Below are 25,232 nucleotides of genomic sequence, written 5' to 3'. Positions count from 1 at the left end.
CCTGAAAAGAAAGGATGACGACTGTGCAATCAGATCGTAACAAATTACTTGCATTTCTATTAAACCTGATACCGGGTCTGGGTTTTCTGTATTGGGGTCGGCCCGCCAGAGCTGTAATCTATCCTTTACTCTTTTTTGGGACAGCTGTTGGTTCGTTTATGCTGGCCATTCTGGTGAGTGAGAAGGAATTAATGATTCTTGGGGCCTTGGGGGCCATATTCTTCTGGTGCATCAGCATGCTGGACATCGTTATCGTTCTGCTCCGTGCTCCTTCTGCCCGAGAAGCTCATTATAGGGGATATGGTGCATATTACGGTGGTCCCCATCAGGGGGCGGCATATCAGGGAGCATACGCTGGTCAGGAAGGAGATCTGGGACAGATGGAGATGGACCACGAGGGAATACAGCATCAGGGCGGTGAGTATGGTGTTCCTGACGGTGGGTATGGTCAACCTATGTATCGAAAAGGTAGCGAGGGAGAACGATTCTTCACCATTTTACTTTCTTTTGTTCCTGGACTGGGTCATCTTCACCTCGGACTGTTACATCGCGGACTATCGTTTCTGATGGCGTTCTTTGGTTCATTTGCCATGATGGTTTTTGTAGCTTCCATTACGAATGAATCGGTATTTCTGATGTTTTTGCTCATTCTGCCTGTGATTTGGGTGTACTGCATGTTTGATGCGGTCCAGCATGTCCATCGCAAGCAGGCTGGTGAGGTACTGCAGGATCGGACATTGTTCGAGGAACTGGAGATGGGCAGAGCATCTGGACGACGCAGTAAAGTGCTTGCAACGCTGTTATCGGCTTTTCCGGGTGCGGGTCATCTGTATCTGGGACTGCAAAAAAGAGGCATGCAATTGATGTTCCTGTTTCTCGGCAGCATCTATATTCTAGACCTGCTTCGATTGTCGGTATTCCTGTTCATGATCCCGTTGATCTGGTTCTACAGCTTCTTTGACGGACTCCAGTGTTCAAGTCGTTACGGTCGTGAACCGTTGGCAGATCAACCTATTTTTAAAGATTGGGCTCGTCACCAGCGCCTGATCGGATTCGGTATTGCAGCGTTGGGTCTATATTATCTGATCATCCGGTTGGTTATTCCACAGCTGAATGAGATGTTCCCTAATATATTTATGACCTACGAGATTCGTTCGTATGTGAACACCGTCATTGTTTCCTTGCTGCTCATTTTTGGCGGCCTCAAGCTGCTGTTCGGCAAGCACCGGGGAGCGGGTACCCATACGATCCATCGGAATGATGAGGGAGCAGACAGTCTCTTTTTGTTCAAGGATCGGGATGATCGACTGTAGAGCTTCCTTAGCGACGCTACACAAGCGATCTCTGAAAACGAGTATTTCAAAACAAAAACACACCAAGGGCCATGTCTACAGCCTCTGGTGTGTTTTTGTTTTATTCCATTGGTTTCTTGAATGAATGATTACAATGCTTACTTATTTCGTAGCGCCATTCAGGAGAAGTTGACGGTACATCACTTCGAACAGGAATTCGAAAGCTTCGAGATGACGTTTCGCTTCAAAAGCATCCTTGCCCCAGGCATAAATGCCGTGATTCCGCAGCAAAATTCCCGGCACCTTGGCGTCAAGTACACCTGGAACCAAATCAGCAATGGACGGAATATCCGCGAAGTTAGGCAGAACCGGTACACGAATCTCCGCATTCTCTTCCCAGATGTTGAAAGCCTTGATCAGTTCGATTCCTTGAATCGGTACGTAGCCATCTGATCCAAAGAACTCACTGATCAGGTTGTTAAATACGGTATGCACATGGAACACCGCACCACACCCGGTTAAACGATAGATTTCGCAGTGAATCAACGTTTCAGCGCTTGGTTTCAGAGTTGTGGTCTCAATGGCTTTACCATGCTTGTCCACAAACAGAAAATCTTCCGGTGTACGGAGAGATTTGTCTTTGCCAGAAGCTGTAACCGCAAAGTAAAATTGCTCCGGATCGTAGTCGCCCACACGCATTGACAGGTTGCCACTTGTGCCAGGGAACCAGTTACGGCTGGCAAATAGCGCTTTGATATCAGCCAGCTCTTCGAGGACCTGGCGTTTATGTTCCAATGTAATCTTTTCAAAACCCATCTTTACAGCACTCCTTGTGTTTGCTTCTGTTTCATGTCTTCCATGATATCGTAAAAGGTCGCGAATGGCACATGGTCCACTCCCAGCTCTATGCATTTGTCCGTCAGAATGGAACGGGAGTAGACGAGATCAGCAATCTTGGCACCTTCGAAGTCGGTCAGACTGTCTCCAATGAGAATGCGATTATATTGCTCTTCCGGGAATGTACGGATAACGGTCGTTTTGCACATGCCGCAGCCGTTCTCACAAGGAGGCTGGCAGGGGTTCGGCCATTCGATCCGGATGAATTCACCCGTGAAGTCAGCTCCATTGCAATAAACGTGATCCTGTGGAATATGAAATGGTGCAAGTAACGGTTCGATAAAAAAGTCCATTCCCCCACTGGTCACATTGAACTCAACGCCTTCGCTTCGAACGTATTCAAGAAATTCACTGAACCCTTCGCGAATCCCCGCTTGTCCCAGTACAAATTCCACAATTTCATCTTTTTGCGAAGAAGGCAAAAGAGCGAACATGGCTCCAACACCTTCACGCAGGGAGATTTTTTGCTCAATCGTATCGTTCATAATCGCTTCAATACCTTCGGGCTTGAAATGCTTCATGATCGCTACAATGTTATCCGAGAGGGTAATGGTGCCATCAAAATCACAGAAAATAACGGTCTTTTTGTCACTTCTCATCGTTCGCCACCCCACAGGTCTAATGCGCTTTTCAGTTCTGGATGCTCTGCTGCATAATCTGCAAGCGGGATAGAGCGCTGTGCAGCCTCAATGGCTTGCAGGAATGCACGTCCACCTGCTTCCGTTCCCATGGGATGTCCATGAATCCCGCCACCAGCATTCACGATGACATCTGTTCCAAAATCACGCAGAATCATTGGTACAAGCCCTGGATGGATACCTGCTGAAGGAACGGGCATACTGGTTCTCACAGGCAAATCAGATGACAGTAATTGTTCCGTGATCGCCATATTTTCTTCCTTCGGCATCGTGACTGATCCGTAAGGGGAAGGGAAGAGTACCAGATCCGCTCCGGCAAGTCGCATGAGCTGACCGAGCAGAACCGAAGCTGAGATACCATAGTGTGGTGAAGGATACAATGCACCTGCAAGCGCAGGGTGAGCCATGATCGGCACGTTGATGTCGGGATCACTGCTAAGTTCGTGCAGCACATCGTATCCGTAGGACAAGACATTGAACAACAGTGCATTGGCTCCTGCACCTATCGCACGTTCAGCCTGCTGTTTCAGGCGTGATGTAGGTCCGGTCAAATTCGCGGCATACAGAAGTTTCTTGCCCGTCTCCCTGCTTGCCTGTTCGGCGGCTTTCATGCAGATCTCGACTCTTTTTTCGATCGGGGTCAGCTTGTTCTCAAACAGAATTTCATCGTCCTTAATCAAGTCTACTCCACCAAGAGCCTGACGGATAAATTGTTCCCGCAGTTCATCTAAATCCAGTCCGATAACGGATTTAAAGATACTCATCAATAATGGACGATCGTGTACACCGAGCAGATCACGAACCCCATTTAAGCCAAACTTGGGACCAGGGAACGCGCTGAGGAATCCATCCGAGAAACCAAGGCGTGTCAGTTTGATGCGTCCATCCATTGAGATTTTGCCAAAGACTGTCACGAGCAGGGCAGGGATATCACGGCTGAAATTCACGTCAGGATAACCAATGGTAATATCGGCGTAACGCTCACCTGGGGCCATGCCTTCAGTTTCATGCACCTCAACGCTGATGACTTCGCCCAGATGTTTCTGCATCGCTTCGCGTTTGGCTTGAGGCAATTCGGTCCAACTGCCAACAGTCATGCTGACAGCGATGGACTCTGCCTTCTTGCGGAAGTCTGTACGATCATCATGCAGACGATATGTGGCTGTGCACATATTGTTCATTTTAAATCCCCTTCCAATGCAGCTCCCATCTCCCGTGAGCGCTCTGCACAGCGGTTGACGGCTGCAATTACATTTTCAAAGAAATCTCCCTCATCCAGCGTTTTCAGTGCTGCCTGGGTTGCACCTCCCGGGGAGGTCACATCACTACGGAGTTTCATCGGCTCCAAGCCAGTTTGTTGTACCATTCGTGAAGCGCCCAATACGGTTTGCACAGTCAGATCGCGGGATTGCTGGCTGGACAAGCCGCCACGAATACCTGCGGCAATCATGGCCTCCATCAAATAGTATACATAAGCCGGACCGCTTCCGGAAATACCTGTGAGCACTTCGAGTTTATCTTCAGGCACGATGGTCACGATTCCAACGGCTTCAAACATGGTCATGACTGTACTGCGTTGTTCATCCGTAATTTCGGCAGAAAAGGCAAGCCCGGTTGCACCAAGCCCGATGGTGCTGGATGTATTCGGCATCGTACGGGCGATCGGCTGTTTGCGACCCAGCAAGGATTGCATCGTACGGATCGATAAACCGGCAATGACGGAGACGATCAACTGATCTGGTGACAGGAGTGGTCCCAGTTCACGCAAAGCTGCTGCAGCATCTTTCGGTTTCATGCAGAGTACAATGACCGGAGAAGCGGCAAGATGGTCCAGAGACTGTGCTGCGGTTCCGGTATGTACAGCATATCGGGTACTGAGCTCCTCCTGACGTTTCTGGTTGCTGCGGTTGAGCATTGTAATATCCTGAGGACGAACGACCAGGCGGGAGATCAGACCGCGCACGATGGCTTCTGCCATCGCGCCTGCTCCGTGGAAAGTAATCTTTTGTTGTAATAACGTCTGTTGTTCTTGACTCATTGTTATCGTTCCTCCTATATAGCTGTAGCTGGGATATTATTGCCGGATTTGTCCATTGCCAGTGATACGGTATTTGGTTGATGTGAGGGCAGGCAGGCCCATTGGTCCGCGTGCATGCAGCTTCTGGGTGCTAATCCCGATCTCCGCTCCATAACCGAATTCGAACCCGTCTGTGAAACGAGTGGAAGCATTATGGTATACAGCGGCCGCATCTACATCATGCAAAAAGCGCTCTGCATTGGTGGTATCCCGAGTAACGATACACTCCGAATGCTTCGTGCCATAACGTGCAATATGCTGCATCGCTTCATCCAGATTCTGAACAACACGGATATTTAAAATATAGTCATTATACTCTGTTGCATAATCTTCCTCCGTCACTGGAAGGGCAGAGGGAACCAGACGGCGAACCGTGTCACAGCCCTTCAGCTGCACATTAGCCTCACGGAACTGTTCGGCCAGAACGGGCAGATGCTCTTCTGCAAATACAGCATGAAGCAATAAAGTTTCCATAGAGTTACATACGGAAGGACGCTGTGCCTTGGCATTAACAGCGATCTCAGCTGCCATGATTGGATCGGCGGATTCATCCACATAGGTATGACAGATACCTGCTCCTGTTTCGATCACAGGCACTGTTGCATTGGCAACCACATTGCGGATCAGCGAGGCTCCACCACGCGGGATGATGACATCCAGCAGTCCGTTTAACTTGAGCATTTCGTCTACGGAAGAACGGTCTGCATCCTCAACAAGCTGCAATGCGTCAGCGGGCATGTCTGTTGCAGCGAGTGCTTGATGCAGCACCTCAACAATCTTGCGATTAGAGGACAGAGCAGAGGAGCCGCCACGAAGCAGAACAGCATTGCCTGTTTTGAGGCATAACCCGGCTGCATCTACGGTCACATTGGGACGAGCTTCATAAATAATGCCGATCAGACCAATCGGTACTCTCAATTTTTCAACATGCAATCCGTTCGGACGGGTGAATGTCTCCAGCACTTCGCCGACAGGGTCCTGCAACTCAACGATCTGGCGCAGTCCTTCAGCGATACCGGCGATACGCTCCTTATTCAAAGCGAGGCGATCCAGCATCGATTCCGGAGTGCCTTGCTCTCTGCCACGTTCCAGATCCTCAGCGTTCGCTGCAATAATGGAATCCGTCTGGGCAATCAATGCGTCTGCCATAACCAGCAGGGCGTTATTTTTTTGTTCTGTACTCAGGCGATTCAACTGCGGAACTACGGCTTGGGCCTTACTCGCTTTTTCTCTGACTTCACTCATTATAAATTCCTCCCATATCTAAAAGTGGAAACAAAAGATTGTTTATTGGCGATAATTATGAACCCTGTGAGGTGAATCGTCAGGACCATAGATGTTCTATTTTAACGTAATCCATTCATCTCGATGGATAACTTCAAGGCGATGGATGCTGTTCAGCTGCTTCATCACTTCGCCACTCGATAATCCCGCAATAAGACGAAGCTGGTCATCATCATAATTGACGATACCACGACCGAGCAAGGTATCATCCATACCAACGACCTCTACAACGTCTCCGGCGTGGAAGGTGCCCAGCACCCGCTTCACCCCTACAGGCAGTAGACTGTGACCGCCATGGATAAGAGCTTCTTCGGCACCATTATCCACAACGACGGTTCCGAGCGGAGTGGACATGAAACCAAGCCATTGCTTTTTACGTGAGAGCGCAGCCAGGCGAGTCTCGAAATAGGTTCCTTTTCCGGTTCCATCTACCGCCTTCTGCATATCTCCAGGTTCCTTCACACTTCCCACAAAGACAGGCACGCCTCCGCGCGTCGCCACTTTGGCTGCATCTACCTTGGATCGCATCCCGCCTGTGCCAACCGATGATCCCGAACCGCCAGCGTAAGCGTAGATCTCAGCTGTGATTTCGGGAATGCGGTCATAACGTACAGCAGATGGATCTTTGCGTGGATCGGCTGTATAGAGGCCGTTGGTATCCGTAAGTATGATCAGATGCTGCGCTTTGACCAGATTCGCCACAAGAGCCGACAAGAGATCGTTATCTCCAAACTTCAATTCATCAACAGACACGGTATCATTCTCGTTAAAGATCGGAATGACACGCTGTTTGAGCAGCTCTTCCACGGTCATGCCCGCGTTGCCCATCCGTTTCCGGCTATGAAAGTCGGTACGGGTAAGCAGAATTTGTGCTGTAGTAACGCGGTGCGCCGCAAAAGCCTGTTGATATGCCTGCATCAGCAAAGCTTGACCAACAGCCGCTGCAGCTTGTTTTTCATGCAATAGCTTGGGACGCTGAGGGTAACCGATCTCCCGGAAACCGGCAGCCACCGCTCCTGAGGTAACAAGAAGAACTTCATGGCCTTGTTCAGCCAAGGCAGCAATTTCTCCGGCAAAAAAAGTAATGGAACTTCGATCGAGCCCGCCTTCTTCCGTAGTAAGCGAACTGCTTCCGATCTTAACGACAATACGTGAGGTCATGTTTTCACTTCCTTAAACAATATTAATGAGAGATTTGAAAGCAGACCGTTGGGTACAAAAAAAACTCCCGCCCTTTTAGTTAAAAAGGACGAAAGTTCGTTACTTCCGCGGTACCACCTTTATTGATGATTGAATCATCCGGCTTCATGCCCTGTAACAGAAGGCACTGTCCTGTGCATCACAGGCCGCTCAGGGGTAGGTTTCGGAGAGAAGCCGCGGTAAATTCTTGCAGCCGGGTGGAATTTACTCTCTGGGCGCGGCTGATCCTCTCGTACTGGTCCCGTCATCACGTTTCGTTCAATATTTCCTTATAACATACCATGGAAACTTGGCAGATGCAAAGGGGGGATGCCCCTGTAAATTACTTGAATAAATTCAACTTGCCAATCCGCTCCGCAGCTTCCCTTAATCGATCTTCATCACTTAGCAGTCCTGCGCGCACATAACCCTCACCATGTGAACCGAAACCAATGCCAGGTGCTACCGCGACCTTTGCTTCACGCAGTAACACGTCTGCAAAGGAAGCAGAAGTAAAGCCTGCTGGGACAGGCAGCCAGCTAAAGAAGGAGCCCCCCGGTTTCGGGGCTTGCCAGCCGATGGATGAGAGTGCGTCATAGAAAGCGTCGCGGCGTGATTCATAACGTGCAACCAATGAAGTGACACATTCCTGGGAAGATGTCAGTGCAGCCGCAGCAGCGGCCTGGATGCCTCCAAAGAGACTCACGTAGATATGATCCTGAAGCAGATTGATTTTGGAGATGATCTCCGCATTGCCCAGAGCAAATCCGACACGCCAACCCGCCATATTGTAGGTTTTGGATAATGTGTAGAATTCAATGCCCACTTCTTTGGCACCTGGTGCCTGCAAAAAGCTCACTGGACGATGTCCATCAAATCCGATTGCCCCATAGGCGAAGTCACTGGCTACGACGATTTTATTTTGAATCGCAAACTCTACCGTATCTTCATAGAAGGAAAGCGGGGCGGTGGCCGATGTTGGATTGTTTGGATAGTTCAGGAACATCAGCTTGGCCTTTTCACGATCCCCGACAGAGATTGCTTCATAATCAGGCAGGAATGCATTGGACTCCAGCAGTGGCATGAAAGACATATGAGCTTTTGCCAGTGCCACACCGGACCAATAATCCGGATAACCTGGATCAGGCACGAGACATACGTCGCCGGGATTGAGCAATACCTGAGGTAACTGGACCAAGCCCGTTTTTCCACCGAACAAAATGGCAACTTCCATTTCGGGGTCCAGGTCCACGTTATAATCTTCCTTGTAACGTTTCGTAACGGCTTCCTTCAGGAAAGCATGACCGCTAAAAGGTGAATATTTATGGTAGAGCGGGTTCTCTGCCGACTCTTGCAGAGTTTTAACAATGTGGGGCGGTGTAGGTGTGTCCGGGTTGCCCTGACCCAAATTGATAACATCGTGACCACTTGCGATTTCGCGGTTTACATTTTGAACAAGGGAAGCAAAAAATTGTGTTGGTAGCTGTGTCATTACATCGGATGTAGGTATGGTAAAGGCGGAACGACCCGATGAATTAGGCAGATTAGTCATGCTATACATCACTCCGGTTATGAAAGATGGCAATAGTATTCATTAATTTATCACGTCAATCCCGAGCTGTATAGAGGGGAAAACACTTCATGTATTCTAAGAAGGACAGAAGAACAGGTTGCAGATGTTTGAATGATCAAGCTATGATTACAGGTATTACGGTTCAGAGGAGTGCTGGTTATGACAGAACAACAACAAGGGGAAATGCGTGTAGCCCTGATTCAGGGCGATATTCAGATCGGAGACCCTGAAGCCAACCATAAACATATGCAGTCTTTGCTCGAACGAGCGGTAGAACAGTATCCCGACTTGGGATTGGCTGTGCTGCCCGAGATGTGGAATACGGGCTATGCTTTGGAACAAATTCATGAGATTGCTGACCCGGAGGGCCAGAAATCAAGAGAGTGGCTCGCGGCTTTTGCCCAAAAACATCGAATCTCCATCGTTGGTGGTTCCATTGCGGAGAAACGTGATGGCCAAATCTTCAATACAATGTACGCCTATAATAGTGAAGGAAATCAGGTGACACGTTACGATAAATTGCATTTGTTCCGCCTGATGGATGAAGAGAAGTATTTGCAGCCTGGTGCAGAACCGGAAATATTTGAGCTGGAAAACGGCCTTACAGCCGGTGCTTCCATATGCTATGATATTCGTTTTCCTGAACTGGCTCGTACACTGGCTTTAAATGGTGCAAAGGCGTTGATTGTACCCGCCGAATGGCCTAACCCGCGCCTGCATCATTGGCGCACGCTGCTCACAGCAAGAGCCATTGAGAATCAGATGTATGTTATTGCCTGCAACCGTGTAGGCAAAGGGGGAGACACTGAATTTTTCGGACATTCCCTCATTATTGATCCTTGGGGTGAAATTGTCGCTGAAGGCGGAGAAGGAGAAGAGATCGTGACCGGAATTATCCGTCCTTCGCTTGTGGATGAGGTTCGTGGCCGCATTCCGGTATTCGAAGACCGCAGACCAGGCATTTATTTTGGCGGCAAATAAAAAACGGTAATTTTCCAAATAAAGTGTTTATTCCTCGGGGAGGCGGGTAATGATAACTATCCCGTCACCAAGGAGGATGATCAATCAATGGACAACCATGTGAAAGATACGCTCAGGAGACTGGAACAGGAAAACATTAGGGTAGATCACTTGAGGCCATTCTTAGAGAATGGGGCAGGAGGGCTCTCACCCCCTGAACGATCTGTTCAGGACGAAGGCCGCCTTGTGATTCAGCAGAACAGGCTGACAAGTGAACGTAATTTGCGAAAATAAACCGCCAAACTTGAAATTCTCATATGTACGTTTTTACGTTAACAATTCAATGATGATTTAGCAACATTGTACTGTAACGATAACTGCTAATATCTTGTAAGAACTTTATCCTGCGGATGCGGGAGACGAGTATAGAACAAAGGCTTGGCCCTTAAGGGTCAAGCCTTTGTTTATTTTATTGACATGTGTGGCGAGCATAATATGCGGATAATCCTGCTATTCTCCTTGAGAAAGTTCGGCGACGGTTTGTTGAAACGTATGGATGAAAGCTTCAGCAGCTTTGGAAAGGACTCGTCCTTGGCGGTAAGCAACCACCAGGGTACGGCTGGGAGTGGGCTCGGCCAGTGGTACATATACGGGCACGAATTCACTGCGGGGCGCGCGGGCAATAAAACGCGGAACCAGCGTAATACCCATACCTGTAGCCACCAGTGACTGCACCGTCTCGATGTTCGTACTTTCAAACACCACATTGGGATCAAACCCGGCTTCTTCACACAGGTCAAATGTAAGTTTACGGAAGCCCTGTCCTTTCTTTAGTACAACAAATGGCTCATCGCGAAGCTCTTCCATCCTTACTGGAACCGGATGTTCCGGATCTCCTCTGCGTGCCAGAGGGTGATGTGGGGGAACAGCCAAGTCAATACGCTCTTCACCAATCGTTACATAAGATAGGCTTGGTTCCTGCAATGGGAGCGAGAGCAGGCTTAAGTCAGCCTTGCCACTAGCCGTCAACTTTTCAAGCGTCAGCCCGGAGTCTTCCAGCAAGGTTACTTCAATCTCGGGATAGGCCTGCTGAAATGCGGGAAGCACATGCGGAAGCAGGTGGGAGCCAGTGATCGGCATGCTGCCTACAACGACTTTACCTTTGCGCAGCTGGGAGATGTCCGACATTTCCTGTCTGAGCAGCTCGACTGCATCAATAATTTTCTGAGCCTGTTCTACAAAAGTCACCCCTGCATGGGTCAACTCCACGGTGCTGGTATTACGCTGAAATAACAGTACACCCAGTTCCTTTTCAAGTTTGGATAGCTGCTGACTTAAAGAAGGCTGGGCGATGTGCAGCTTCTCGGCTGCTCGGGAGAAATTCCGCTCTGCCGCGATTTGCAGCGTATATTGAAGTTGTCTGAATTCCATATCAACACGTCATTCCTTTCGTTATGCCATCATTATATCACTACAGATGAAGAAATGATTAGTTTAACTGAAACGCTTAAACTGCTTAAAAGAGTTAATACAACACAGGCAAAACTATAACAAAAAGAAACTGTTCCAAGGGGGTGAAAAGCGTGAAGTCCAATTCTGCAACGAGAATTAAAAAAAACCTATTGGGAATCCATTGGACTCAAGATCGTATTGGACAGATACAACTTAAATGTAGATGTTAATAATACAGAGCTTGTTTATCGGCAGAATATTCAATCAAATCTATTATCGGTAGCCTTTTTGCCTAATGCTGATCATTCCATGCTAAAAAAGAACACGGCAGCATCTAAATGGCGTACTAATCTGACAGCCATTTTCTTTCCTAGAGCGCTTTTTGATGACAAGTATCTGAGTGATTTAAGTCAATTTGTTAAGCGAATGGCTCCGAAATCCGTTCATTAATTTTTTTCTTAGCAGTAAATCTTAACTTATGAAGACGTTAACGGATGTAAATTCATCTGGCTAACGTCTTTTTTACTGAACAGTCAAGAATAAATACTTGCACTAACTTAATATTTACTTATAATAACTTGAAAAAACTCAAAATAACACTTATAATTACTTAAAAGGAGGTGCATGTATTGTGTATCAAGAGGAAAGATTGTTAAAAATACTCGAATACTTGAAACAACACCAATCGATGAGTGTTACAGATATATGTACGCTGTTTGAAGTATCAAGGGATACTGCACGAAGGGATATTGTTAGATTAGTACAAGAAGGCGTTGTGATTCGAACTCATGGGGGGCTATCGTTACCTGAGTTACAGAAAGAAATGCTGTCTTATCAGGATCGTTTGATTGATGAATCCGAGAGTAAGAAAAAAATAGGGAAGTTTGGGGCAAAACTTATCCACGACCATGAGACTGTGATTTTAGACGTATCAACCACGGTGCAATTTGTAGCTGAACAAATTAGCGCAAAAAATTGCACGGTGGTCACGCACTCGATTGATAACGTAGGGATCTTGTCCAATCGAGAGGATCTTCAAATCTATATTCTCGGTGGTTACTTGAATGTAAAGCACCGCTTTTTATATGGTTCTTCCATTATCGATAAACTAAGTGAAATTCGTGCTGATAAAGCCTTCATTGGAGCATCGGCGATCCGTTCTGATGGACTTTATTATCCATATGAAGAAGATGCCCGGGTAAAGAAAGAAATGGCCAGAAGATCTGATCAGGTCATCGTAGTAGCCGATCACACAAAATTTATTGGCAAATCCATTCATCGGCTGGACTTTGATTTCGTTGACATTTTAGTCACAAATCTGGAACTCCCGAGTGAGATCAGAGAAGTTCTGGATCAGAAGAACATCACTGTTATTGAGTGTCAGGAAGAAAATGAAGAGGTTCGAAAGCAAGACTGATAACCATCGGGAAGAGGAGGGTTTTTATGAATTATATTTTGCATAATGTACAAATGGCACTTCGCAACCGTATCGTTCCATCAGCCAATGTGTGGATTTCTGAAGGGAAAATCATGAGGGTAGACACAGGTGATCTTCCTACGCTAGAAGGAGAGTATGAACAGATTGATGGGAGAGGACATTTGCTAGTACCTGGGATGATAGATGTTCATATCCACGGTGCCAATGGCTTTGATATGATGGACGGTACTGAAGAGAGTATTCAAGAAGTTTCACGCGAATGTGCTTTAACGGGGTGTACCTCATTTCTGGCTACATCTGTTAGTTCTACGATGGAGGATCTTCTGGAAATGATTCGAAGTGTCAAGCGTGTAATAGGACAAGAAGTGGGAGCAAAGATCGCAGGGATTCACTTAGAGGGACCTTATCTGAACCCGAAGCGAAAAGGAATGCAGAATGAAAAGTATTTGCGGCATCCCAACATAGAAGAAATGAAGATCATTTTCCAGGAAGCAGGGTCACTCATTAAGATGGTTACTATTGCTCCCGAGCTGCCGGGAGGAATGGACTTGATTTCCTTTTTGAAAGAACAGGGAGTAGTTATAGCGATCGCTCATTCGGATGCCACATATGAGGAAGCCAAACAAGCCTTTACATCAGGTGCGAGTCATGTTACGCATTGTTTTAATGGCATGCGGCCGATCCATCATCGAGATCCGGGTCTGATCGTGGCTGCTTTTGAAGAGAAACATGTAAGTCTTCAAGCTATTGTGGATAATGTCCATCTGCATCCTGCTATTATTCGACTGATGCATACCCTGAAAGGACCGGAAGGAATGGTCTTGATCACAGATGCTTTACAAGCAATGGGTATGGGCGATGGGAATTATCTATTTGGGGGCCATCATGTCACGGTATCGGGTGGCATTGCAAGACTAGAGGATGGAACACTGGCCTCCAGTACAGTTACCATGAATGAAGCCTTACGTTATACTGTCAAAACCGGAATTCCCTTGATAGATGCCGTACAGATGGCTTCAACTACGCCGGCCAATATTCTTGGATTTCAACAAAAGGGGGAAATTTCCTCTGGTTTCGATGCCGACCTGGTCCTATTGGATGATGAATTTCAGGTTCTCTGGACGATGGTGGGCGGTCAAATTCTATAAATCACTATTATTTGTGATTCCACAGCGAAAGCCCATTAGATAAGTCTAGTGGGCTTATTTTTTATGAAAAGAAATTTCGACTTGAATTGGGATGAGGAAAGTGAGTGATCGTTATGGATGGATCCGCTAACGTATTGCCTTACAGAATCCATTGCCGATTTTGAAGAAAAGAATTTAGCGGAGCATGTTGAGGAAACTGTGCCTGAGTTTGTTTTACCGATAAAGAAATGGTCGTTAGAATTATCCAAAACCTGATCCGCAACTTTGTGGCGCAATCCGATGAGGTGTAGAGATACAAATATTGACTGAGCAAAATGCGGTCATATTTTTTTAGAAATCACGTACAAGACGGGTTCCTTGAGATAAGAGTTGAACTTCCGTTATAGCAACCGATTAAAAGAAAAGAATCGTACATGCCCGAAATACAAACAAAGTGGACTATAGCTCCAAGTATCATTTCTTGCGAGAAGCGTAAACGTTACAACTAGTTCTTATAATGGTGTTTTATGTAAATTAGTGTGTATAACTGCCTTGAATCAAAAGAATGAAGCACGTAATAAGAAGAAGAATGGCTACCAATAATGCACAGTCATATACCGAACGGTACGTACGGTGGTGTGAGAGGTAGGGGGGCTTGACGCCCCCACTCGATTATGGGTATTTTTCAAAAGGTATCCATAATGGCGAATGAGTATATGAGGTAATCTCACTAACCGGAATGTTAATATCCTATCGTTATACTATGTCGGCAGGGTACGATACTATAGAAGGGGGAGATTGGGCATTTTATTTTCTCTAATGATTGCTATTCCAGTGATTTTGCGATTATGACTTAAATTGTTTCCGGAAGCAGAGCGGCGAGATGCCCATCATTAACTTGAAGGTTCGTCCAAAATGAGAGGTGTTATCAAACCCAACCATTCCCGCAATTTCAGTAACATTAAATGAAGAGCCAACCAGCAAATCACGCGCTTCTTTAATACGGATGTTATTGATATATTCAATGAAGCTGAATCCGGTGGATTCTTTAAAAGTTCGGCAAAGGTAGGAAGAGCTTATGTCGAATTGCCGTGAAATCTCACAGAGCTTAAGCGGTTCCATATAATGTTGATTTACATAATTAACAATGTCCAGGACTTTCTTGTGTGCACGATTGGATTCCACCAATGGAGCTGCAAGGCTGTCAAATAGTTTACGATTAAGATTGATAAGCAACTCTACCAGTAAAATTTGTTGGTACTGTTCATATCCGCGGGCTTGCTTCTTCTCCTCCTGGATCATCTTCTGAAAAAGTTGTTCAATGAAATACTGATCCTTACCGGTCATCTTCAAAGCGCGGTAATCACTTTTGAACAATTCGAGCAGTTCCTCACATTGACCGCCTGTGCAGAAATGCTGCAGGAATTCTTTCTTGAACAGCAGTGTGACCCGTTCATACATATTGCAGCCGGAATTAACCAGTTTGTGCCTTTCGTGAATATCCATAAATAGCAGTGTTCCGCCCGCAACCTGGTACGTTCTGTCCCCTATAAAATAATAAAAATCCCCGGATATTAAATACAGAATCTCATATGCATCATGATAGTGACTTGAAGGCATGCTGGTATATACCTGTTTCTTGCGGCTGATGTCAAAAAGAGTAGACTCATAAAATACCGGCTTCATTTAGCACCTCCTAAGAGGATTGTAGACTTGATCCATAGGATGTAGCAATATATGTATAAAAATTTAATAATTACAAGAGAATACGTGCGGTATAGACAAACTTTTTGAGATAAGCTTGAATTGGACTTACCAAGTGTTGGAAAAAGGAGGGGTGTCATGCTCAGATGTTTGGGGATAAGGTTCACCGCTGTTAAAAGTTAAAGCGCTTATACTATTTAATTAAGGGAGAGATTGCGGTGCTTAATTCAACGAATAGCAAGGTTTTCAAGAAGATGAAATTTTCATTATTGATCCTGCTCAGTTTTTCAATCATTTTTTCTTATGGCTCTCTGTCCAATACGTCTGAGCAGAAGAGTTATGCGGCAGCGAACCCTGATTCTAATTTCCCACCGGCAACACTTCAATTCTTGCGTGTTAACACAGGTCTGGATGGTGAGCAATGGAACAATATTATGATGCTTGTCAACAAACCGGAGCAGGACGATCTGAACTGGACCAAGTTTTACGGATATTGTGAAGATATTGATGATGACCGCGGGTATACGATTGGAATATTCGGTGCCACTACAGGCGGCTCAAACGATACCGGTCCCGACGGTCCGGATCTGTTTAAGGAATATGACGCTGCCAAAGGCGCGAGTAATCCTTCGGTTAAAGGCGCATTGGCCCGAATCGGTGTCAAGGGTTCGATGAATGGGAAGATCCTCGAAATCAATGAAAGCGAAAAGAGTTTCTGTAGAAAGATCGGCAATTTGCAAAATGATCCCCAGTGGAGAGAGGCTATGTGGAAAACGTTCTACAATGTCTACATTAAGTACAGTGTGGATCAGGCCCGCAAACGCGGCTTTAACTCGGCATTAACGATTGGTTCCTTCGTGGACGCAGCGCTGAACCATGGAGCGACCGGCGGCTCCGAGACTCTTCAAGGGCTTTTGGGTAAATCAGGAAGCAGCACGGATGAGAAGACCTTCATGACCAAATTTTATAAAGAACGGACCAAGATTGTGGATACGAATGAGTACAACTCTCCGCCTAACGGGAAGAATCGTGTGAAGCAATGGAGCAATTTGCTGAACATGGGGGAGACAGACCTGAAGAGCGCAGATTCGGCAGTACGTCAAGTCACCGACTGGGAACTCCAATAACAGGAATGCAAGGGTAGCAGAACCGCTTCTCTTCTCAGTGACGGCGGCGATGATAAGTGAGCTTAATAAAGAGGGAGATGGGCCGAATGGATAAAAACCAATCTTATCTCAAGAACAGATTTTCCAAGGTGATCAGTCTAATGGCTATAGGTTTGCTGCTTGCCATGGAGTTGACCGGTTTTGTCTCAGCAGGAAGGGAAGGAAATGAGGAAGATCTCGCAAGCGAAGCAACTGCAGTTCAGGAAACGATTGCCCAGTGGATTTTTAAAGACAAAGGCGAAAACGGAATATTTCCGGCTACAGGCGGAGTATATCAAACGGCTTCATCCATTCGTGATGTAGGAACAAATACGGATGCATACACCTATGAGTCAGGTGAGAACAGTGTACGTAACCAGGGCTGGCATGAAGGAACGGGAAGTAAATACTGGCTTGCCACACTTTCGACTAAAGGCTTCGAAGGTATCCTCCTCTCTTCACAGCAAACTTCTTCAAGTACGGGACCCAGGGATTTTAAGGTACAATACAGTATGAATCAGCAGGAATGGACAGATGTTGCGGGCGGCAAAATGGTTCTTGCCCAGAACAATTTTAATTGTGCCAATAATTCCTGCAAATTAACGAACCTTGCATTGCCTGCGGGAACAAACAATCAAGATATACTCTATATCCGCTGGGTGGTAAACTCTGCGGAAAGCGTAACCGGGGGAACGGTCTCCAGCTCAGGCTCAAGCAGAATCAAAGATGTAGTCGTTAAAGGAACACGCAGCAGTGGCGAACCTGGGAACACTCCCACATTTGAGGTAAGCAAAACTCCCGCTTCAGGGGCTGCAGATGTTTCCCTTAACGCAGAGATCACAGTAAAGTTTAATAAAGCCATCAGTCTCGACAGTGGCTTTCAAGTTGTAATCACGGAAAACAGTGTCCCTCTTAACAACATCTCTGCCTCGCTCCTCGGTCAAGACACGGTTAGAGTCAGCCACCCTAATTTTACTTCTGGAAAAAATTACAAGGTGACCATCCCTAAAGAGCTTCTTAAAGGGACTATGGACGGCCGGACCCCGGACAACGATATTACCTGGAGCTTTAAGACAAAGTCTCAGGACACCGGCAACAAAACACCAACGCTGCTGAATATGACTTTTAATGGGGATCCAAAGACAAGTATCGCCTTTGACTGGTATACAGCCGAAACCGTCAGAGGAACAGTAGTGCAACTGGTTGAGGCCTCCAATGCGGGAGGAAGTGAGTTCCCGGAACAACTGGCCACTTCTTATGAGGGTAGCTCAACAGTTATTGAAACCTTAATGACATCAGGAGACAGAAGTTCCAAGAAGTATAAAAAGTTTGCAAGCCATAAGGTTATCGCGAGCGGTCTCAAGCCTGGAACCAAGTATATGTACCGGGCCGGTAACGGAGATGTGGACGGCTGGAGCGAGGCGGGTTCTTTTACCACGGACAAGGCGAATAATCAGGATTTCCATTTCCTCTATGTAACCGACACCCAGGGCTCAAGTAAGTCGAATTTCGATCTGTGGCAGGATACTTTTAAGAGAGCTATTGAGAAAACGGTAGATCCCAAGTTTGTTCTTCTTACAGGAGATCTAACGGATGACGGTGATCTGGAGCAACTGTGGCAGTGGTTCTTGGGTGTGCCGAAAAAAGAATTTGCCAATGTGCCATTTGCGCCGATAATCGGTAATCATGAGATAGAGGATTATCCGAATAATAACTTCTATAACCATTTTAATCTTCCAAAGGATGTCGGGACGGGCGCTCATGACGGGTCGGTGTATGCTTTCGAATACGGCGATGCCTTGTTCATGCAAATCAATTCCCAGTACGAAGGGGAGGTCAAACCTTACAAAGCGGATATTCAGTTCACGAAGCAGTTGGAGTGGATGCGGAATCAGGTGGCGAAGACCGACAAGAAATGGAAATTTGTCTCTATGCATAAGGGAGCTTATTCTTCAGGGGATAATGCTTCGGCAGAAAGCGATCGGGTAGAATTTTATCGGAAATATCTGATTCCTGTATTTGATGAGCTGGGTGTGGATATGGTGTTTGAGGGACATGACCATATGTATATGAGGTCTTTTCAAATGCTGAACAACGTTCCAATTAAGAATGTCATTACAGATGAGCAAGGAAATGTACTGAATCCCAAGGGGACTGTATATTTAATGGGTAACTCGGCCGCTTCGAAATTCTATGCTCTTAATCCAGATGCAGACACGTTTTTTGCAGCAAAAAACGAGCAACCCAACAAGAAAATGTTTGTGGATGTTTCCATTACAAATGATGTGCTGAAGTTTACATCTTACACAGCGGTTAAAGATAAACCCCTTGCTGTCTATGACGCTTACAGTATTAAACGGACGGACGTCAAACCCGGCACAGTTCAAAATCCAAGCGCAGTAAGACAGTCAGCGAACCGTGCAGTTCTTTCGTGGAAAGCGCCAGCAAATAGCTCTGAGCCGGTGCGAGGTTACCGAATTTACGACAAGAATGATAAAGTCAGCACGAATTGGAGCGTGTATGTGCCGGCGGTAAGCGGTCAGACGAGTTACAGTTATACATTAAACGGCATAGATTCTTCCCAAGCCTACAAGTTCGTTATTAAATCAGTGGGGATAAGAAGTAATTCGCTTCCTGTAGAGGCAGGAATGCAATGAATGCAATGAATGGATTGATATGGGGAATACGATCGTCTGGAACAGGTGAGATGTAGTCAGGGTAGCCCTGTTACCAGGGCTGCTTTTTTTCTGTTTTGCATAAAAAGCATTGACAGAGAAGAAGCTGGAACGTAGTATAAGGTTTATATGATAATGATAATTGTTATCAATTGGAACTTCTGCATAGAGCGGTGGTTTATTTGCTTTTCCCTCATTATAGGTTAAACCTATTACATCTATAGATATTATATCTTGGAACAATGAAGGACAGGGTGATATATTTATGTCATTCAAGAGCTTTACTTTTAAAGAACGTACAAGGCTCTTCCAAGGACCGAACTTATGATGAGGTGAAAATGATGAGTAAAAAAACGATGTTTGAGAAAATTTGGGAAAATCACGTGATTCATCAGGAAGAAGGCAAGCCAAGCATTTTGTATATCGATCTGCATTTGGTGCACGAGGTAACATCTCCGCAAGCGTTTGAAGGTCTGCGTCTGAGTGGCCGTAAAGTCCGTCGCCCTGAGCTGACGTTTGCGACCATGGATCACAACGTTCCAACCAAGGATCGTTTCAACATTACGGATCCGATCTCCAAACAACAAATTGACACGCTTTCACAAAACTGCCGCGATTTCGGCGTAAAACTGTATGATTTGGATACCATCGACCAAGGTGTTGTACACGTTATGGGACCTGAACTGGGTCTGACTCATCCAGGTAAAACGATTGTATGTGGAGACAGCCACACATCCACACATGGTGCATTTGGTGCATTGGCATTCGGAATCGGAACAAGTGAAGTCGAGCATGTTATGGCAACCCAATGTTTGCAGCAAGCCAAAGCCAAAACGATGGAAGTTCGTTTTGTCGGCAAGCGTAACCCGGGTGTAACGGCGAAGGATATGATTCTCGCAGTTATCGCCAAATACGGTACAGATTTTGCAACAGGTTATGTTATTGAATATACAGGTGAATCGATCCGTGAACTGAGTATGGAAGAGCGCATGACCGTCTGCAACATGTCCATCGAAGGTGGAGCGAGAGCGGGCATGATTGCTCCGGATGAAACCACATTTGAATATCTGCGTGGACGTGAATACGTACCTGCTGATGGCAAATTCGATGAAGCGGTTGCTGCCTGGAAAGAGCTTGTAACCGACGAAGGTGCTGAATTCGACCGAGTGGTTGAAATCGATGTGGAAACATTGATTCCGCAAGTAACTTGGGGCACAAGTCCAGGCATGGGAACCGACATTTCTTCGAAAGTTCCTGTACCGGCTGAATTGCCAACTGAAAACGAACGTAAAGCAGCTGAAAAAGCGCTTGAATATATGGGCTTGGAACCTGGAACGCCAATCTCCGAAATCCCGGTTGATTATGTATTCATCGGTTCATGCACCAATGGACGGATTGAAGATCTGCGTGCTGCTGCACAGGTAGCCAAAGGTCACACTGTATCCAGTAATGTTACAGCGATCGTTGTTCCAGGTTCGGGACGTGTTAAAATTCAGGCCGAAAAAGAAGGTCTGGATAAAATTTTCACTGAGGCTGGATTTGAATGGCGTGATGCAGGATGCAGTATGTGTCTGGCAATGAACCCGGATGTATTGAAACCAGGACAACGCTGTGCTTCGACATCCAACCGTAACTTCGAAGGACGTCAGGGACGCGGAGGACGTACTCACCTCGTATCTCCTGCAATGGCAGCAGCAGCAGCGGTTAAGGGACACTTCGTTGACGTACGTGACTGGAATTTCAAAACGGAAGCAGCTATCTAACATAGGAACGGATTGAAGGGAGAACGAATGATATGGAAGAATTTAAAACACTGCAAGGCATCGTTGCACCGGTAGACCGGGTCAATGTAGATACAGATGCCATCATTCCGAAACAATTTTTGAAACGGATCGAACGGACCGGATTTGGACAATTTTTGTTCTATGAATGGCGTTTTGACGAAGAGGGGAACAACAATCCCTCCTTCGAATTGAATAAACCTCGTTACAAAGGGGCATCCATTCTGATTTCACGTGCCAACTTCGGCTGTGGGTCATCCCGTGAGCATGCTCCATGGGCAATTATGGACTACGGATTCCGTTGCGTGATTGCACCATCCTATGCTGACATTTTCTATAATAACTGTTTCAAAAATGGCATCCTGCCAATCCAACTGTCGGAAGAGCAGGTGGAAGATCTGTTCCAGCGTACAGCGACTCATGAAGGTTATGAACTAAATGTGAATCTGGAAAACAAAACGATTACAGATGCACACGGGTTGCATATTGATTTTGATCTGGATGAACACCGTCGTCAATTCCTGTTGCAAGGTCTGGATGATATCGGTCTGACACTTCAGCATGATGATGAAATTACAGCTTATGAAGAGCGTCACGCGGCTAAATTGTTTGGATAAATAGCTTCAACCAACCAAGCGTTTCAATTTTGGCAAAATGAATATCGAACCTCAAGACCGGGCATGGAACCTCAGCGTTCCAGACTCGGGATTGAGGTTTTTTTGCATTGTGCCTATTAAGCGTGCAGCTTCTGATTGCAGGGATAATCCGACTAAATATGACAACGTTGTAACCGGATGAAGAGACAATATCTGATAAACTGATTAGTAGATTATGGAAGGGTTGATAGAGTCGAGTGTTGCATCACAGCGAATCAGGTGGAAGGTTCAAAAGACAAACAGAATGGTGGTTGATGTATGAAAAAGTGGTCGGCAGCAGTCTTTGTTTTTCTGTTCCTGTGTTTATTTCCTGTCATGGCAAATGCCGATTCGTCTCCATCGATTGTGCTGGACGGTGTGACCATTAAGCAACAATCGGGAGCTCCGGCCGAGAACATTGGCAAGACCGTGATGGTGCCCATTCGGATAGTCTCTGAAAATCTCGGGTATCAGGTGAAGTGGGAGAAAGCCACCCAGACCGTCCGGGTTCTCAAAGGTAACAGCAGTATCCAGATGACGGCCGGTGAGGATGCAGCCACTGTGAATGGAAGTCGGGTCAGTCTGGACTCGCCGCCCCTTGTTAAGCAGGGGACTACACTGGTTCCACTACGGTTTGTCGGTGAGGGCATGGGTCTGCGTGTGGGATGGGACAATGGAACCAAGACAGTTAGCCTATTTAGCATCCCTCCTGTAGCAGATACAGAAAATGAAAATGATCCAGTAGAAACACCTGAATCGAATGGTCTTGGAGAGCTTCAGAACATCAGCATCAGCGGGGATCGACTGATCGTTGCGACGAATGGTGATATCACACCCAAAGTGTCTAGTATCAGCGGACCTGATCGCATTATCGTGGATCTGCCTGACACCACATTTTCCAAGGAATTCAGTCAGGGGCAACTAACCAGTCCGGATGGGAGCGGGAGTATTCAGGTTACGGATTCAGCCCTGGTCTCGAAGGTCCGATATGCGATATTTAGCAAGTCACCTTCAACGGTGCGTGTGGTACTGGATCTGAATCAGGCAGCTACTGCCAAATGGTCACTAGGCGAGAACAACGTCTTGCTCGTTGACCTTACAGCAAGTGACGGAGAACCAACAAGTCAGCCGGCATTGCCAACCAATGATGGCAAAAAGGTCGTGATTATCGATCCGGGACATGGCGGACGTCAATCGGGAGCCGTGAGTGTGTCAGGTGCCGTTGAGAAGGATTTTAATCTCTCTGTGGGATTAAAAGTGCAGGAGCTACTGAAACAGTATACGGAGTTTCATACGGTGATCACAAGACAGGATGATACGGAGTTATCCCTGCAGCAACGTGTGGATATCGCCCAACTGAATCAAGCGGATATTTTTGTCTCCATTCATGGAAACAAGTTCACAACCCCAGTTCCAAATGGGATAGAAACACTATATAGTCGCAAGGAAAGCAAAACTCTGGCTGACATACTGCACAAACATGTGTTACCTATTACGGGATTCAAGGATCGGGGAGTCAAAACAGCAAGTCTGCATGTAACCCGTGAAACAACGATGCCTGCGGTTCTCCTTGAACTCGGATTTTTAAGCAATCCTTCCGATGAAGCAATCATGCTTACAGAGGATTATCAGGATAAATGTGCACAGGCCATTGTCGACGGAATTGTGGAATATTTGAGTTTGTAAGCTTTGTATGCGCAATTATGCAGATTGGGAAAGTTCGTTGTTTAGAGATGCATATTTGATAATAAAGGGAAAATCCAGACAATAAAATGTAGAAAAAGCTTGATTTGACAACGTTTTTTTTCTGTTATGTTGGAATATATTCGCAACTTTTGGGAGTGCGAGACGTCTAATAGGTGTCTGGTAATGCCCAAGTGGTCAGTCGGAGCTGAAGATTCACAACATGCGGCAAAAAAATATGAGAATGGTAGGGGTGAAGGATGAAGAAGTTCGGTTTTTTGGTACTGTTATTTGTCTTTGGGCTCGTTTTCCCGGGCTATAGTCATGCAGCAGCAGATACGCACATTATCCTAGATGGGAAAGAGATTGTGCAGCCTTCGGATGCTAAAGCGGAAATCATCAACAGTAAAGTGATGGTTCCGATTCGGGTTATTTCGGAGAGCCTGGGATATGGTGTGGACTGGAAACAGGCAACAAGCACCGTGACTATTAGTAAAGACAACACTGCCATGCAGATGATTGTAGGACAGAAGACGGCAACGGTGAACGGCAGTAACGTGAACCTGGATGCCCCACCACTCGTAAAAAATGGTACCACACTTGTGCCTCTCCGGTTCATTGGTGAGCAAATGGGTCTTAAGGTGGGTTGGAACAATACAACGAAGACGGTAACATTAGTTACCCAGAATTCAGGTTCCGGAAACGGGACAACCACTCCTCCGAACTCTGGCAATGACGGCGGAGGTTCCAATCAGGAGGGTCTTGTACTGGTGAACGGCATCAGCTTCAGCGATAACCGCCTCTTAATTGCAACAAGCGGAAATACGAAGCCGAACGTCTTCACGATGACAGGACCGGATCGAATCGTTATTGACTTGCCGAACACTGCTTTTGCTGATTCTTTCAGTGAAGGACAAGCTCTTGATAGCAACCAGAATGGACAGCTTGTTGTGAGTGGATATCCGGATGTGTCGAAAATTCGTTATTCCTTATACAGCAATAGCCCTTCGACGCTTCGCTTTGTTATTGATTTGAGCAGTGCCAAAGGTTATGACGTGCAAAGTGACTCCGGCCTCGTTATGATTGATCTGAACAAAGAAGGGACTACAACACCACAACCTCCAGTGGGAAACAATGGCAAAAAGGTTGTTGTTGTAGATGCTGGACATGGTGATCAGGACCCAGGAGCCATTGGGGTAACGGGCAAAAGAGAGAAAGATTTCAATCTGGCAATGGCGCTGAAAGTGGAAGCATTGCTGAAAAAAGAATCCAACATTGACGTTGTGCTGACGCGCAGCGATGATACATTTTTGGCTTTGAAAGAACGTGTGAAGATCGCAGAAAGCTTGAAGGCTGATATCTTTATTTCCATTCATGCAAACAGTGGTTCTGCTGCGGCAAACGGTGTGGAGACATATTATACCCGTTCTAACAGCAAGGCACTGGCTACGGTAATGCATAAGTACCTTTTGCAATCATCTGGTTTGAAGGACCGGGGAGTGAAAACGGCGAGTCTCCACGTAACCCGTGAAACAACGATGCCGGCAGTTTTGCTGGAAGCCGGTTTCCTGAGCAACAAGAGTGATGAAGCTGCATTGTTCACTGAAAGCTTCCAGGACAGTGTAGCCAAAGGAATTGTTGCAGGAATCAAGGAGTATCTGGGAATTAAATAAGGGTTTTAGCCCTTATGAT

Annotated in this window: 20 protein-coding genes; 11 read left to right on the top strand and 9 right to left on the bottom strand. The window is 46.3% G+C overall.

Annotated features, from left to right (window positions below; genetic code table 11):
• Positions 1–23 precede the first annotated feature (23 nt).
• Complete coding sequence (locus tag ACFTRD_RS17270; RefSeq protein ID WP_379382183.1) at positions 24–1,313, top strand: multi-tm2 domain protein; 1,290 nt, start codon at positions 24–26, stop codon at positions 1,311–1,313.
• A 141-nt stretch (positions 1,314–1,454) separates the two neighbouring features.
• Here the strand turns inward: ACFTRD_RS17270 and mtnB are convergent, their stop codons facing one another.
• The 7 genes from mtnB to ACFTRD_RS17235 form a co-directional block, all read right to left on the bottom strand.
• Positions 1,455–2,108 carry a methylthioribulose 1-phosphate dehydratase gene (gene mtnB, locus ACFTRD_RS17265; RefSeq protein ID WP_379382181.1) on the bottom strand — a complete coding sequence of 218 codons (654 nt, stop codon included), beginning with the start codon at positions 2,106–2,108 and terminating at the stop codon, positions 1,455–1,457.
• 2 nt (positions 2,109–2,110) lie between these two features.
• Positions 2,111–2,788 carry a 2-hydroxy-3-keto-5-methylthiopentenyl-1-phosphate phosphatase gene (locus ACFTRD_RS17260; RefSeq protein ID WP_379382179.1) on the bottom strand — a complete coding sequence of 226 codons (678 nt, stop codon included), beginning with the start codon at positions 2,786–2,788 and terminating at the stop codon, positions 2,111–2,113.
• Positions 2,785–4,008, bottom strand: coding sequence for a 2,3-diketo-5-methylthiopentyl-1-phosphate enolase (locus ACFTRD_RS17255; protein WP_379382177.1), 1,224 nt, complete (start codon positions 4,006–4,008; stop codon positions 2,785–2,787). Before ACFTRD_RS17255 ends, ACFTRD_RS17260 begins: the two co-directional genes overlap by 4 nt.
• Positions 4,005–4,865 (bottom strand): pyrroline-5-carboxylate reductase, encoded by an 861-nt coding sequence (gene proC / locus ACFTRD_RS17250; protein ID WP_379382175.1) that lies wholly within the window; start codon positions 4,863–4,865, stop codon positions 4,005–4,007. Before proC ends, ACFTRD_RS17255 begins: the two co-directional genes overlap by 4 nt.
• A gap of 36 nt (positions 4,866–4,901) precedes the next feature.
• Positions 4,902–6,149, bottom strand: a complete 1,248-nt coding sequence (locus ACFTRD_RS17245) for a glutamate-5-semialdehyde dehydrogenase (RefSeq protein ID WP_379382173.1) — start codon at positions 6,147–6,149, stop codon at positions 4,902–4,904.
• A 96-nt stretch (positions 6,150–6,245) separates the two neighbouring features.
• A complete protein-coding gene (proB, locus tag ACFTRD_RS17240) occupies positions 6,246–7,349 on the bottom strand; it encodes a glutamate 5-kinase (protein ID WP_379382171.1) in 1,104 nt (367 codons plus the stop codon).
• 361 nt (positions 7,350–7,710) lie between these two features.
• Positions 7,711–8,919, bottom strand: a complete 1,209-nt coding sequence (locus ACFTRD_RS17235; RefSeq protein ID WP_379382169.1) for a pyridoxal phosphate-dependent aminotransferase — start codon at positions 8,917–8,919, stop codon at positions 7,711–7,713.
• Between the two features lie 180 nt (positions 8,920–9,099).
• Between ACFTRD_RS17235 and ACFTRD_RS17230 the strand changes: the two genes are divergently transcribed.
• Positions 9,100–9,921 (top strand): carbon-nitrogen family hydrolase, encoded by an 822-nt coding sequence (locus tag ACFTRD_RS17230; protein ID WP_379382167.1) that lies wholly within the window; start codon positions 9,100–9,102, stop codon positions 9,919–9,921.
• A gap of 87 nt (positions 9,922–10,008) precedes the next feature.
• On the top strand, positions 10,009–10,194 hold the full coding sequence (locus tag ACFTRD_RS17225; RefSeq protein ID WP_379382165.1) for a hypothetical protein: 186 nt from the start codon (positions 10,009–10,011) through the stop codon (positions 10,192–10,194).
• Between the two features lie 216 nt (positions 10,195–10,410).
• On the opposite strand, the gene ACFTRD_RS17220 is transcribed toward ACFTRD_RS17225, so the two are convergent.
• The gene (locus tag ACFTRD_RS17220) at positions 10,411–11,331 is read right to left on the bottom strand and encodes a LysR family transcriptional regulator (protein ID WP_379382163.1); all 921 of its coding nucleotides are present in this window, start codon (positions 11,329–11,331) and stop codon (positions 10,411–10,413) included.
• Between the two features lie 652 nt (positions 11,332–11,983).
• Between ACFTRD_RS17220 and ACFTRD_RS17215 the strand changes: the two genes are divergently transcribed.
• Together ACFTRD_RS17215 and nagA are read left to right on the top strand one after the other, a co-directional pair.
• Positions 11,984–12,769, top strand: coding sequence for a DeoR/GlpR family DNA-binding transcription regulator (locus ACFTRD_RS17215; RefSeq protein WP_379382161.1), 786 nt, complete (start codon positions 11,984–11,986; stop codon positions 12,767–12,769).
• 26 nt (positions 12,770–12,795) lie between these two features.
• Positions 12,796–13,938: an N-acetylglucosamine-6-phosphate deacetylase gene (gene nagA / locus ACFTRD_RS17210; protein ID WP_379382159.1), complete on the top strand. Its 1,143-nt coding sequence runs from the start codon at positions 12,796–12,798 to the stop codon at positions 13,936–13,938.
• Between the two features lie 825 nt (positions 13,939–14,763).
• On the opposite strand, the gene ACFTRD_RS17205 is transcribed toward nagA, so the two are convergent.
• Positions 14,764–15,603, bottom strand: coding sequence for an AraC family transcriptional regulator (locus ACFTRD_RS17205; protein WP_379382157.1), 840 nt, complete (start codon positions 15,601–15,603; stop codon positions 14,764–14,766).
• 272 nt (positions 15,604–15,875) lie between these two features.
• On the opposite strand from ACFTRD_RS17205, the gene ACFTRD_RS17200 reads away from it, so the two are divergent.
• From ACFTRD_RS17200 to ACFTRD_RS17175, 6 genes are all read left to right on the top strand, one after another.
• Positions 15,876–16,748, top strand: coding sequence for a chitosanase (locus tag ACFTRD_RS17200; RefSeq protein ID WP_379383098.1), 873 nt, complete (start codon positions 15,876–15,878; stop codon positions 16,746–16,748).
• An 86-nt stretch (positions 16,749–16,834) separates the two neighbouring features.
• The gene (locus ACFTRD_RS17195) at positions 16,835–19,423 is read left to right on the top strand and encodes a metallophosphoesterase (protein WP_379382155.1); all 2,589 of its coding nucleotides are present in this window, start codon (positions 16,835–16,837) and stop codon (positions 19,421–19,423) included.
• Positions 19,424–19,782: 359 nt separating this feature from the next.
• Entirely contained in the window at positions 19,783–21,204 is a 1,422-nt protein-coding gene (leuC, locus tag ACFTRD_RS17190) for a 3-isopropylmalate dehydratase large subunit (protein WP_192272674.1), read from the top strand.
• A gap of 32 nt (positions 21,205–21,236) precedes the next feature.
• Positions 21,237–21,839 (top strand): 3-isopropylmalate dehydratase small subunit, encoded by a 603-nt coding sequence (leuD, locus tag ACFTRD_RS17185; RefSeq protein WP_192268255.1) that lies wholly within the window; start codon positions 21,237–21,239, stop codon positions 21,837–21,839.
• Positions 21,840–22,136: 297 nt separating this feature from the next.
• Positions 22,137–23,543, top strand: a complete 1,407-nt coding sequence (locus ACFTRD_RS17180) for an N-acetylmuramoyl-L-alanine amidase family protein (RefSeq protein WP_379382152.1) — start codon at positions 22,137–22,139, stop codon at positions 23,541–23,543.
• Between the two features lie 257 nt (positions 23,544–23,800).
• The gene (locus ACFTRD_RS17175) at positions 23,801–25,213 is read left to right on the top strand and encodes an N-acetylmuramoyl-L-alanine amidase family protein (protein ID WP_379382150.1); all 1,413 of its coding nucleotides are present in this window, start codon (positions 23,801–23,803) and stop codon (positions 25,211–25,213) included.
• The last annotated feature ends 19 nt before the right edge of the window (positions 25,214–25,232 follow it).

Origin of the sequence: Paenibacillus sp. NPDC056933, from assembly GCF_042674385.1 — a bacterium.
Classification (GTDB): Bacteria; Bacillota; Bacilli; order Paenibacillales; family Paenibacillaceae; genus Paenibacillus.
Note: the sequence above shows the minus strand (reverse complement) of the source record. Positions and strands in the feature narration are given on the sequence as shown.